This is a genomic window from Janthinobacterium sp. FW305-128, from assembly GCF_020858135.1.
Lineage (GTDB): Bacteria > Pseudomonadota > Gammaproteobacteria > Burkholderiales > Burkholderiaceae_D > Janthinobacterium.
In genome coordinates this window covers 744,954-757,986 of the sequence record NZ_JACYMK010000001.1, presented here as the reverse complement: position 1 = coordinate 757,986, position 13,033 = coordinate 744,954, and the positions used below count along the sequence as shown (strand labels likewise).

At 66.2% G+C, this 13,033-nt stretch carries 9 protein-coding genes; 8 read left to right on the top strand and 1 reads right to left on the bottom strand.

All coding sequences use genetic code 11. The features are described 5' to 3' along the window. Positions 1 to 15 precede the first annotated feature (15 nt). The 8 genes from IGS60_RS03455 to IGS60_RS03420 all read left to right on the top strand — a co-directional run bounded on the left by IGS60_RS03455 (position 16) and on the right by IGS60_RS03420 (position 12,218). Positions 16 to 2,052 carry a TonB-dependent receptor gene (locus tag IGS60_RS03455; protein WP_230502401.1) on the top strand — a complete coding sequence of 679 codons (2,037 nt, stop codon included), beginning with the start codon at positions 16 to 18 and terminating at the stop codon, positions 2,050 to 2,052. 103 nt (positions 2,053 to 2,155) lie between these two features. Beyond that, on the top strand, positions 2,156 to 2,890 hold the full coding sequence (locus tag IGS60_RS03450; RefSeq protein WP_230502399.1) for a 2OG-Fe dioxygenase family protein: 735 nt from the start codon (positions 2,156 to 2,158) through the stop codon (positions 2,888 to 2,890). Positions 2,891 to 3,032: 142 nt separating this feature from the next. Then, positions 3,033 to 4,394, top strand: coding sequence for a hybrid sensor histidine kinase/response regulator (locus tag IGS60_RS03445; protein ID WP_070310347.1), 1,362 nt, complete (start codon positions 3,033 to 3,035; stop codon positions 4,392 to 4,394). Positions 4,395 to 4,657: 263 nt separating this feature from the next. Then, positions 4,658 to 5,380, top strand: a complete 723-nt coding sequence (locus tag IGS60_RS03440; protein ID WP_230502398.1) for a CerR family C-terminal domain-containing protein — start codon at positions 4,658 to 4,660, stop codon at positions 5,378 to 5,380. Beyond that, entirely contained in the window at positions 5,377 to 6,792 is a 1,416-nt protein-coding gene (locus tag IGS60_RS03435; RefSeq protein ID WP_230502396.1) for an efflux transporter outer membrane subunit, read from the top strand. Before IGS60_RS03440 ends, IGS60_RS03435 begins: the two co-directional genes overlap by 4 nt. Positions 6,793 to 6,805: 13 nt before the next feature. Next, on the top strand, positions 6,806 to 7,990 hold the full coding sequence (locus IGS60_RS03430) for an efflux RND transporter periplasmic adaptor subunit (protein WP_121670335.1): 1,185 nt from the start codon (positions 6,806 to 6,808) through the stop codon (positions 7,988 to 7,990). 8 nt (positions 7,991 to 7,998) lie between these two features. Next, a complete protein-coding gene (locus IGS60_RS03425) occupies positions 7,999 to 11,115 on the top strand; it encodes an efflux RND transporter permease subunit (RefSeq protein ID WP_230502394.1) in 3,117 nt (1,038 codons plus the stop codon). A gap of 131 nt (positions 11,116 to 11,246) precedes the next feature. Beyond that, on the top strand, positions 11,247 to 12,218 hold the full coding sequence (locus tag IGS60_RS03420; protein ID WP_230502392.1) for a hypothetical protein: 972 nt from the start codon (positions 11,247 to 11,249) through the stop codon (positions 12,216 to 12,218). Between the two features lie 30 nt (positions 12,219 to 12,248). Here IGS60_RS03420 and IGS60_RS03415 read toward each other — a convergent pair whose 3' ends face one another. After that, a complete protein-coding gene (locus tag IGS60_RS03415; RefSeq protein WP_070310338.1) occupies positions 12,249 to 12,989 on the bottom strand; it encodes a hypothetical protein in 741 nt (246 codons plus the stop codon). Positions 12,990 to 13,033: the final 44 nt, after the last annotated feature.

Here is a 13,033-nt window from a genome sequence, read left to right as displayed (position 1 = left end):
CTCCCCCATACACCCATGACGCCACGCTCCCTTCCCCTCCTCCTCGCGGCCCTGTTTTCCACCACCGCCGCCCACGCCGACGACCTCTTCCAGCGCGTGCTGGTCGACGGTTCGCGCCTGAACCAGCTGGGCGTGGCCGATTCGGCCAACGCGGGCAGCGTCACACAACAGCAGCTCGACGCGCGCACCAGCTACCGGCCCGGCGAATTGCTCGAAGCCGTGCCGGGGCTGATCGTCAGCCAGCATAGCGGCGAGGGCAAGGCCAACCAGTTCTACCTGCGCGGCTTCAACCTCGATCACGGCACGGACTTGCGCACCACCGTCGACGAGATGCCTGTCAACCAGCGCAGCCATGGCCACGGCCAGGGCTGGACGGACCTGAACTTTTTGATCCCCGAACTGGCCATGCGCCTCGATTACAAGAAGGGGCCGTATGCGGCGGCGCAAGGCGATTTTTCCTCGGCGGGCGCGGCGTCCGTCGTCTACGCGAACCGCCTGACGCAAGGCATCGCCAGCGCCGGCATCGGGCAAAACGGCTTTCGCCGCGCCCTGCTGGCCGACTCCATCAATGCGGGCGACGGCAGCCTGCTGTACGCGCTCGAAGCGCAGCATAACGATGGCCCGTTCACGCAGCCGGACCGCTACCGCAAGCGCAATGGCGTGCTGCGCTACAGCGAAGGCTATGCCAACAACGGCTTCAACGTCACGGCCATGGTGTACGACGCCAACTGGAACGCCACGGACCAGATCCCGCTGCGCGCCGTGCAGGACGGCAGCTTGGGCCGCTTCGACGCCGTCGATGCCAGCGACGGCGGCAAGGCGCAGCGCTACAGCCTGTCGGGCGCCTGGCGCCAGACGACGGACGACGTGTCGTCCAGGGCCAGCGCGTACGTGATCGCCAACCGCCTGGCCCTGTTCTCGAACTTTACGTATGCGATGGACGATCCGCTCAACGGCGACCAGTTCGCCCAGCCCGACCGCCGCGTGACGGCCGGCCTCGACGCCAGCCACACCTGGCACCGCCACACGGACCGGGGCAGCAGCGACACCACCATCGGCCTGCAGCTACAGAACGACAATATCCACAATGGCCTGTACCACACGCGCCGACGCCAGATCCTGTCGACCACGCGGCAAGACCATCTCGTCGAAACGAGCATCGGCGTGTATGGCGAAAACAGCACGCGCTGGTCGCGATCGCTGCGCACCGTGGCCGGCCTGCGCGCGGACGCCTACCGCTTCGACGTGCGCAGCGACCGCGCCGCCAATTCGGGCACGGCCAGCGACCATTTGTTCAGCCCCAGCCTGAGCGTGATCGCGGGGCCGTGGCGCGAGACGGAAGCATATGTCAACATCGGCAACGGTTTTCACAGCAACGACGCGCGCGGCACGACCATCACGGTCGATCCGAAGACGGGCGAGGCGGCTGGCAAGGTCACGCCCCTGGTGCGCTCGCGCGGCCTGGAACTGGGCTTGCGCAGCGCCGCCATCGCCGGCCTGCAAACCTCGCTGTCGCTGTACCGCCTGGACTTCGATTCCGAGCTGCTGTTCATCGGCGACGCGGGCGCCACGCAGGCGGGCCGCCCCAGCCGCCGCTACGGCATCGAGTTTTCCACCTACTACAAGGCGGCCCGCTGGCTGTCGCTGGACCTGGACCTCGCGTATGCGCGCGCACGCTCGCGCGGCAGCGACCCGGCGGGCGACTTCATTCCCGGCGCCATCGAAGGCGTGGCCCAGCTGGCCATGACGGTGACGCCGCCGGGACCGTGGTCGGGCTCCTTGCGCCTGCGCTACTTCGGTCCGCGCCCCCTGGTGGAAGACAACAGCGTACGCTCCGCCGCCAGCGTGGGCTTGAACGGGCGCATCGCCTACCAGGTCGACAAGACCCTGCGCATGGAAGTGGAAGGCTACAACCTGGCCAACCGGCGCGACGCGGCCATCGATTACTACTATGCCTCGCGCCTGCCCGGCGAAGCGCAGCCCGTGGACGATATCCACTTCCATCCGGTGGAATCGCGCTCGCTGCGTCTGACCCTGGTAAAGAATTTTTAAGTAAACAAGAATAATTCCTGTTGCACTGCACAGGAAACGCCGCGAAGTCGTAGAATGCCAGGCTGGATAAACTGAGACAGGCCGCATTGCGGCCGGCACCGCCATGAGCACTTCCGCACCGATCTTTACCGCCCCGTCCCACGTCAAGGAAGCCTTGCGCGATGACGGCTATGCCGTCCTGCGCCCGCAGGACGTGGCCGCGCTGGCCGGCTGTCCGCTGGACGCGCTGCGCGCGCTGGAACCAAGCTGGAATACCCTGGCGCTGGACAATTACCTGAAGGATGGCGGCCGCTATCGGCGCCGGCGCCATTCGTGCTTCGTGCAGGATGGCGAGCGCCTGACGCAGACGGCGCACCGTCCGCACTGGCAGCCGGTGGAATACAACGCCCTGCACGGCGGCATGCACCGCCTGTTCGAACCGGTCGACCCGGCCATCGTCGCGCAAGCGGCCTGGCAGCAGCTGATTCGCGCACTGGGCGACGCCTGCTCGCAGGTCAAGGGCCGCCAGCCGTGGTTCATCGAGGCGCACCAGTTCCGCATCGATACGACCGACGGCATCGGCCGCCCCACGCCGGAAGGCGCGCACCGCGACGGCGTCGATTTCGTCGCCGTGCTGCTGATCGGGCGCGAACAGGTCAAGGGCGGCGAGACGCGCATCTTCGAAGCGGAGGGCCCCAACGGCAAGCGCTTTACCCTGACCGAGCCATGGTCGCTGCTGCTGCTCGACGACGCTGCCGTGATCCACGAATCGACGCCGATCCAGCCCATCGGCGAACACGGCCACCGCGACACCCTCGTGCTGACCTATCGCGCCGGCCAGTTCCAGGGCGAAAACTGACAGGCGGCCACAGCATTCCCTGTGGGCAAAATAGTTACTTGGAAGTTACTTTTACAGACCTAAATCCGATATAGTCATACGATGTCGATATTGCGCGCTCACCGCGCCCAGCATCACCACACTGAAATCCTAGGAGAGGTCTGTGGACTCCAACAACCAAATCAAGCCTGACGAAATCGAGATCCTGATCGTCGAGGACAGCCCGACCCAGGCGGAGCGCTTGCGCCGCCTGATCCAGTCGCTGCACTATAACGCGCGCGTGGCGGCCAATGGCCAGCTGGCCCTGGCCGCCATCCGCGAGCGCAAGCCGCACCTGGTGCTGTCCGATATCGTCATGCCTGAAATGAATGGCTACGACCTGTGCCGCGCCATCAAGTCCGACCCGACCCTGCGCGACATCCCCGTGATCCTCGTCACCTCGCTCAACGACCCGAAGGACATCATCCGCGGCATCGAGTGCGGCGCCGACAATTTCATCCGCAAGCCTTACGCGGAAGACTACCTGCTCAACCGCATCAGCCACATGCTGATGAACCAGAAGCTGCGCAAGAACCAGAATGTGGAAATCGGCATCGCCCTGTACCTGGGCGACCAGAAGCACTTCATCAATGCGGAGCGCCAGCAAATCCTCGATTTGCTCATTTCCACATATGAACAGGCGGTGCAGGTCAACGGCGAACTGCAGGCGCGCGAACGCCAGGTGATCGAGCTGAACATGCGCCTGGCGCACCATGCGGCCGAACTGGAAACCATCAACCGCGAAATCGCCCTGAAAAACCTGGAACTGGCCGAGGCGAGCCGCATGAAGTCCGCCTTCATCGCCAACATGTCGCATGAACTGCGCACGCCGCTCAACGCCATCATTGGATTCACGGGCGCGCTGCTGATGAAACTGCCCGGCCCCCTGACGTCGGACCAGGACAAGCAGCTCAACACCATCCGCGCCAGCGCGCGTCACCTGCTCTCGCTGATCAACGACATTCTCGACGTGGCCAAGATCGAGGCGGGCAAACTGACCCTGTCGATCGAACCAGTGCACTGCCAGGACCTGATGGCCGAAGTGGCCGACACCCTGCGCCCGCTGGCCCAGCAAAAAGGCCTGGCGCTGGAAATGGCGCTGGGCGAAGCGGGCCGGCCGCCCGCCATCATCGAGACGGACCGCCGCGCACTGACGCAAATCCTCATCAACCTGCTCAACAACGCCATCAAGTTCACGGAACAGGGCACGGTGCGCATCAGCCTGGCCCAGCGCGAGGAAGACGGCGTGCTGGTGACGGAAATGAGCATCGCCGACAGCGGCGCCGGCATCAAGGAAGAAGACCAGGCCAAGCTGTTCCAGGCCTTCTCGCAACTCGATTCCACCTCCACGCGCCACGTGGAAGGCGCGGGACTGGGCCTGTACCTGTGCCAGAACCTGGCCAACGCCATCGGCGGCGCCCTGTTCTTCAACAGCGACTACGGCTCCGGCAGCACCTTCACGCTGGCACTGCGCAGCAAGGCCTGAGTTTCTGTGCGCCGCAGCATGAAATGCTGTTTTTTTGCCATCAACAAGAGATGAATACAGTAGTTCTACGGTATTGCACCGCACCATTTTCAGCGCTATAGTGGAACTGTCTCCTCCAATTCGTTCCCTGAACATTGGATTCAGCCCGCGCCAGTTCGCGGGCTTTTTTTTTGCCCGCGTTTTACCGCATCTTCATCTTTCCTTAACTAAATCAAGCGATTTAGTTATATCAATCGTTTGAGATATATGATTAAATCTCCGACATGATTGAAAAAAACATTTCCCCAACACCAAGCGCCGACGACGGGCGCAAGCCCCGCTCCGATGGCGAGCAGTCGCGCGAGCGCCTGCTGCATAGCGCCATCCGCCTGTTTGCCGGGCAGGGCTACGCCAAGACCTCCACGCGCGAACTGGCGCAGGCGGCCGGCACCAACGCGGCGGCCATCCGCTATTATTTTGGCGACAAGGCGGGCCTGTACCGCGCCGCCTTCTCCCATCAACTATCGAATCCACAAGACAATATCGCCCTGTACGAGCAACCGCATTTCACCCTGCGCCAAAGTCTGGAAGGCTTTTATGCGCAATTGCTCGCCCCCATGCAGCAGGGAGAAATCGCGCGCGATTGCATGCGCCTGTGGTGCCGCGAGATGCTCGAACCGACGGGCCTGTGGGCGCGCGAGGTCGACCAGAACATCCGTGCCGAACACGAGGCGCTCACGCGCGTGCTGGCGCGCCACCTGGGCACGCCAGCCAACAGCGACGACATGCACCGGCTGGCGTTTTCCATCGCCTCGCTGGCCCTGCAGCACATGGTGGGCGCCGACGTGCTGCACACCTTGCGCCCGCAACTGCTGGAATCTCCGCACGCGATCGACACCTGGCTGGCGCGCTTGACCGACTACGCGCTGGCCATGGCCGACGTGGAACGCCGGCGCCTGGCCACTCCCCCCTCTACCACTCAACGACAAGCAGAAGGACCAGCATGACGATTATTCGATGCACCGTTCAACGCGCCCTGGCCGCCGGCATCGTGCTGGCGCTGGGCGGTTGCGCCCTGCAAGGGCCGCCCGCCGCGGTGGCCGCCAGCGCACCCGCGCAGTGGCAGGCGCCGCTGCCGCACAACGGCAAGCTGACGGACCTGGCCAGCTGGTGGCTGGGCCAGGGCGACAGCCTGCTGGTGGAATTGATCACCGAGGCGCAACAGGTCAGCCCCACCATCGCCGCCGCCGGCACGCGCATCGTGCAGGCGCGCGCGGACAGCATCGCCAGCGGCGCCGCGCTGGCGCCCAAGCTCGACGCGACGGGCAGCGTGGTGCGCACCAGCCAGCAATCGGCGCAGCCCAGCGGCACCACCTCGCAGGCGGCCTTGCAGGCGTCGTGGGAAATCGACGTGTTTGGGGCCAACCGCGCCACGCGCGACGCGGCGCAGGAGCGCTACGGCAGCGCCCGCGCGCTCTGGCATGAAGCCCGCGTCTCGGTGGCCGCCGAAGTGGCGAACCAGTACTACGCCTTGCGCACCTGTCAGCAATTGCAGGCCGTGTCCGAACAGGATGCGGCCTCGCGCCGCGACTCGGCACGCCTGACGGAGCTGAGCGCCGGCGCCGGTTTCCAGCCGCCCGCCAACGCCGCCCTGGCCCGCGCCAGCGCCGCCGAAGGCGCCAGCCGCGCCATCGAACAGCGCGCCGCCTGCGACGTGAACATCAAGGCGCTGGTGGCCCTGTCGGCCATGCCGGAAGCGTCGCTGCGCCAGAAGCTGGCGGCCAGCCCTGCCATCCTGCCCTCGCCCGTGGCGATTGCGGAACTGCCGGCGCAAACCCTGGCCCAGCGTCCCGACATCTACAGCGCCGAACGCGAAGTGGCGGCCGCCAGCTTCGAAGTACGCGGCGCGCAGGCGCAGCGCTATCCCCGTCTGAGCCTGGCAGGCTCGATCGGCAAGGGCAATATCCGCGCCGGCGGCACCAGCATCACGGCCAGCACCTGGAGCATCGGCCCGCTGGCCGTCAGCCTGCCCATCTTCGACGGCGGCACCCGCCGCGCCCAGGTCGACGCGGCCACGGCGCGCTACGACGAAGCCGTGGTGAAATACCGCGCCGGCGTGCGCCAGGCCGTGCGCGAAGTGGAAGAGGCGCTGGTTAACCTGGCCAGCACGGACGCGCGCAGCGCGCATGCCAAAACCGCGCTGGAAGGCTACCGCGTGTCGTTTGTCGCCACCGAAGACCGCTACAGGAACGGCCTGGCCAGCCTGATCGAACTGGAAGACGCCCGCCGCACGCGCCTGGCCGCCGAAAACACGGTGGTCAACCTCGAGCGCGAACGCAGCGCCGCCTGGGTGGCGCTGTACCGCGGCGCCGGCGGCGGCTGGAACGGCAGCAGCGCCATCGCCAACAACGCACCTTGACGGATACGACAACATGAAAAAACTGATTTTGACACCCACGGCATTCGCCCTGGCCGCCCTTTGCGTAATGCTGGGCGCGGGCGTGGCCCTGTACCCATCTGCTTCCACGGCAGCCGACGAGGCGAAGGACAAGAAGGCGGCGCAAAAACCCGCGCTGACCGTCACCACGGCCAAGCCGCAGACGGCCAGCCTGCCCATCAAGCTGAGCGCCAACGGCAACGTCGCCGCCTGGCAGGAAGCCGTCATCGGCAGCGAGTCGAACGGCTTGCGCCTCACCGACGTGCGCGTGAATGTCGGCGACGTCGTGCGCGCCGGCCAGGTGCTGGCCGTGTTCTCGAACGACACGGTGAACGCCGACGTGGCGCAGGCCAGGGCCGCCGTGCTGGAAGCGGAAGCGAATGCGGCCGAGGCGGCAGCCAACGCGCAGCGCGCCCGCTCGCTGCAAAGCACGGGCGCCATCAGCGCGCAGCAGATCAGCCAGTACCTGACGGCAGAACAGACGGCCAACGCGCGCATCGCGTCCGCCAGGGCGCAGCTGGCGTCGCAGCAGCTGCGCCTGAAATACACGCAGGTGGTGGCGCCCGACAGCGGCATCATTTCCTCGCGCTCGGCCACCGTGGGCTCGGTGGTGGGCGCCGGCACGGAATTGTTCCGCATGATCCGCCAGGGCCGCCTCGAATGGCGCGCCGAAGTGACGGCCACCGAGCTGCTCAATTTGAAACCAGGGACGCTGGCGCAAGTGAAGGCGGCCAATGGCAGCGTGTTGACGGGCAAGGTGCGCATGATCGCCCCCACGGTCGACCCGCAGACGCGTTCCGCCCTCGTCTACGTGGACCTGCCGGCCAGCACGGGCAACCATGCGCCGTTCAAGGCAGGCATGTACGCCAGCGGCGAATTTGAACTGGGCACCTCGGGCGCGCTGACGGTGCCGCAGCAGGCGATTGCCGTGCGCGACGGCTTCAGCTATGTCTTCCGCCTCAATCCCGACCAGCGGGTCAGCCAGATCAAGGTGCAGGCCGGACGGCGCCTGAGCGACCGCATCGAGATTTTAGGCGGCATCACGGCCGACACGACCATCGTCGTCAGCGGCGCCGGCTTTCTCAATGACGGCGACCTGGTACGCAATGTCGCCACCCCGGTAGCGGCACCGGCGGCAGCCAAGCCTGCTGCGCCGGCCGCCGTGGCAGCGAAAAAGTAAGGCAAGCCATGAATTTTTCCTCTCTCTCGATCAAGAATCCGATCCCGGCCATCATGCTGTTCGCGCTGCTGACTTTGGCAGGCCTGCTGGCCTACAAGGCCAATCCGGTGCAGGATTTCCCCGACATCGAACTGCCCATCGTCACCGTCAGCGCGGTGCTGCCCGGCGCCGCGCCGGCCCAGCTGGAAACGGAAGTGGCGCGCAAGATCGAAGACTCCGTCGCCACCCTGCAAGGCGTGAAAAACATCTACACCAAGGTGCTCGATGGCGTCGTCACGGTGACCGTCGAATTCATTCTGGAAAAGCAGATCGCCGAAGCCGTCAACGATGTGCGCGACGCCGTCGCGCGGGTCAAGGCGGACATGCCGGCCGAGCTGCGCGATCCCACCGTCACAAAGGCGTCCACGGCCGGGCGCGTGGTGCTGACCTTTATCGCCACGGCAAAACCCGGCGTGGACAACCCGCTCGACTCTCCCGACCTGTCGTGGTTCGTCGACAACACGGTCGCCAAGCGCCTCCTGACCGTGCCCGGCGTGGGCGCCGTCACCCGCGTGGGCGGCGTCTACCGCGAAATCCAGGTGGAACTCGACGAGGCGCGCATGGCGGCATTGAAAGTGTCCGCGCTCGACGTCTCGCGCCAGCTGCGCCTGGTGCAGCGCGAAGCGCCGGGCGGCCGCGGCGACGTCAGCGGCGCCGAGCAGTCGGTGCGCACCATCGCCACCGTCAAGACGGCCGATGAACTGTCGCGCGTGGAAGTGCCGCTGCCGGACGGCCGCCATGTGCGCCTGGACCAGGTGGCCACCGTGCGCGACACCATCGCCGAACCGCGCGCGCTGGCCGAGCAGGATGGCAAGACCGTGGTCGCCTTCGAGGTGTTCCGCACCAAGGGCGCCAGCGAAGTGGCCGTCGCCAAGGGCGCGCGCGACGCCATCTCCGACCTGCAAAAGGAAAACCCGAATGTGGTGCTGCAGCAGTCGATCGACAACGCCTTCCCCGTCGAGGAAAACTTCGACGGTTCGATGGAGTTGCTGTACGAAGGCGCGCTGCTGGCCGTGCTGGTGGTGTGGTGGTTCCTGCGCGACTGGCGCGCCACCCTGGTGGCCGCCGCCGCCCTGCCCCTGTCCGTGATGCCGGCCTTCCTCGGCATCTACTGGTTCGGCTACACGCTCAATACCGTCACGCTGCTGTCGCTGGCGCTGGTCGTCGGCGTGCTGGTCGACGATGCCATCGTGGAAATCGAAAACATCGAGCGCCATCTGCGCATGGGCAAGTCGCCCATGGAAGCGGCCATGGAAGCGGCCGACGAAATCGGCATGGCGGTGATCGCCACCACCTTCGCGCTGGTGGCCGTGTTCCTGCCGACGGCCTTCATGAGCGGCATTCCCGGCCTGTTCTTCAAGCAGTTCGGCTGGACGGCCGTGCTGGCCGTGCTGGCCTCGCTGGTGGTGGCGCGCCTGCTCACGCCGATGATGGCAGCCTACATATTGAAACCGCTGCCGCACAAGGAAGAACAGGATGGCTGGCTGATGACGCGCTACCTGACGGTCATGCGCTGGTGCCTGAACCACCGCGGCATCACGGCCATCGCCGCGGCCCTGTTCTTTGTCGGCGCTATCGCGCTCGTGCCGCTGCTGCCGACCGGTTTCGTGCCGGCCGCCGACCGCGCGCAGACGCAGATCAACCTGGAACTGCCGCCCGGCTCCACCCTGGCGGAAACGCAGGCCGTGGCAGCGCTGGCGCGCGACGCGGCCATGCGCACACAAGGCATCCAGGGCGTCTTCAGTTCGATCGGCGGGGGCTCCAGCGGCGACGCCTTCGCCCCCGGCGCGGCGGCCGAGGCGCGCCGCGCCGTGCTGACCCTGACCACCGTGCATCGCACGGAGCGCAAGGAATCGATGGCGGACCTGGAAACGCAGCTGCGCCACAAGCTCGATACGATCCCCGGCGCCCGCTTCACGGTGGGGCCGCCCGACACGGGCGTCAAGATGCAGCTGGTGCTGCGCTCGGAAGACCCGGTGGCGCTGATGGCCGCGGCGCAAAAGGTCGAGCGCGAACTGCGCGGCCTGAAAGGCATCGGCAACGTCAATTCCAGCGCCTCGCTGGTGCGTCCGGAAATCATCGTGCGCCCCGATTTCGCCAAGGCGGCCGACCTGGGCGTGACCGCGGCAGCCATCGGCGAGACCGTGCGCGTGGCCACGGCCGGCGACTACGACACGGACCTGACGAAAATGAACCTGCCCGAGCGGCAGGTGCCGATCCGCGTCAAGCTGCCCAACAGCGTGCGCGCCGACCTGGCCGCCATCGAGCGCCTGACCGTGCCCGGCAAGAATGGCCCCGTGCGCCTGGCGAACGTGGCCACGGTGACGATGGAAAGCGGCCCGGCGCAGATCGACCGGTTGAACCGCAGCCGCAACGTCACCCTCGACGTGGAACTCGGTTCGCGCACGCTCGGCGAACTGAATGAAGAAGCGCGCGCGCTGCCGTCGATGAAGAATCTGCCGCCGTCCGTGAAGATCGCCGAACTGGGCGACGCGCAGGAAATGGCCTCGCTGTTCGCCAGCTTCGGCCTGGCCATGCTGATCGGCGTGCTGTGCATCTACTGCGTGCTGGTGCTGCTGTTCAAGGACTTCATGCAGCCGGTGACCATCCTGGCGGCGCTGCCGCTGTCGATCGGCGGCGCCTTCGTGGCCCTCCTGATCACGGGCAGCGCCCTGTCGATGCCGTCGATGATCGGCCTGATCATGCTGATGGGGATCGTCACGAAGAACTCCATCCTGCTGGTCGACTATGCGATCCTGGCGCGCCAGGCCGGCATGAACCGCTTCGACGCGCTGGTCGACGCCTGCCACAAGCGCAGCCGGCCCATCCTGATGACGACGATCGCCATGGGCGCCGGCATGATGCCGCTGGCGCTGGGCTGGGGCGCCGACCCCAGCTTCCGTTCGCCGATGGCCATTACCGTCATCGGCGGCCTGATCACCTCGACCTTATTGAGCCTGCTGGTGGTGCCGGCCGTGTTCACCTACATCGACGACCTGGAGCACCTGCTCAAGCGCGGCATGGCGAAACTGCGCCGCCAGAAGGCGCCGCTGCGGCGCGATGACAGGGTGGCGCTGGAAAAATAAGCGCCAAGGCTGATTGTAAAAACGCCCCCTGCGGGCAAGGAAGCGAGGGACCGGTCGCCAGGCCGCGCTCCCTCGCTTTCATCTATCTGGCATACTGCGCCCATTCTCCATGACCGCAATCTGCCCTGCCTATGAATTACCGCACCCCGCTCGTCCTGCTGATGGTCTCCGCACTGCTCGGCGCCTGCTCGGACAAGACCACCCCCGCCAGCGCTGGCCTGGCAGCCGACGTGGCAGCCGCCGTCCCCGCCGCCGCCGATGCAACGGCATCGGTCGAACACGTGCCGCCGCCGTCCGCCACCGCGCCCAGGACGGAAGCGATGAACACGCCGCAGGCGCGCGAGCGCGAAGCGACCATGATGCGCGCCGTCTTCGGCAAGGCCTACCGCGACGACAGCGACGATGCACTGGCCGACCTGCCCGATCCGGACAACCACGTCGACAAGCTCAGTTACGTGGTCAGCGCCGTCAGCCACAAGCTGCTGCCTGATGGCAGCGCCATCCTGGTGGCGAATGCGGAAACGGCCAATACGGAAGGCACGGCCGAATCGGCGCATGCCTCGCCGGGGCTGCTGAATGTCTTTTTCCTGGCGCCCAAGGGCACGCCGGAAGACGGCCAGTGGCAAGTCGTGAAACGCCTGGAAAACATCGCCGCCCTGGGCTCGTCGGGGCAGCTCGGCGAAGTCCACTGGGTCATGCTGGGCGCGAACAAGCCGGGACTGGCGATCCGCTACGGTTATACGGGCCAGGGCTACACCATCACGCAACTGGCCCTGTTTGAAATCGGCGACGGCAAGGTCACCTCGCTCGATGGCGCCATCGACCTGTACTCGGACAATATGGGGGCCTGCGGTCCTGAAACGGACGAGTGCTGGATGGTCAAGGGGAACTGGCGCTTCGCGCCAGCGCGCAATGGCGGCGCCTACGATGACTTGCTGATCGACTTCAAGGGCGCCTCCGAAAAGATCAAGCCGGGCGTCAAGGTCAAGCAGGATGAAGACCCGCCGCGCATCGCCACGCCACTGAACGGCCACGCGCGCTATGGCTTCGACGGCAAGGGGTACAAACTGCTTGAAGGGAAGAATCCAGTGCCAGGCGTGTAAGCGTATCCGCGCCAGGCACCGGCAAACCGGCTAGCGGCGCGCGGCCTCCAGGCGCGCCAGCAGCGGCGCATACATCGCCCGCGTATGGCTGCTCCAGCGGGCCATGGCGCTGTCGATATCGAGCAGCAGGCGTTCCGACAGCACCTTGTCGCCCTGCTGCAGCGCCCAGATCGCGCACTCGGCGCGGCACTCGAAGCTGTTGTAGCGCGTCAGCGCATCGTCGAATTCCGCTTTCGCTTCTTGCTGTCGCCCGCTTTGCGCCAGCGCGCGCGCCGTCAGCAGGGACACCATCTCGGGACGGAAATGGATATCCGTGCGGCGGATGAATTCCAGGTGCGTCAGCGCTTCGGCGCCGCGCGCGCATTCCAGATAGGCGCGCGCCGCGCCCAGGCGAATTTCCAGGTCCGATGAAAACGCGCCCCGCAGGCAGGCTTCGTACGTCGCTGCCGCTTCCTGCGCATCGCCCGCCTCCAGCTGCGCGCTGGCCAGGCGCATCTGGTTTTGCGCCGTCGGCGTGTACTCGAAAGCCGCTTTCGCCTCGCGCAATTCGCGGTTCGGATCGAGCACCTGCACGGCCACCGAAGCGACCTTGCGCGCGCCTTGCGGCAGGCGCGAATTGGGCAGGTAGATGGCGAAAAAATACACCACGCTGCCCAGCAGCGGGAACATGAATAAAATAAGCAGCCAGTACAGCTGCTGCCCGTTGCGCACCACGTGGATCGCAAAAAATACCGCGATCAGGATGTGGATGCCTATGCCAAAAATCGTCATGCTGCGACCTCGTTCGTTCGTGACGGGAGCAGCTGGCACGGCGC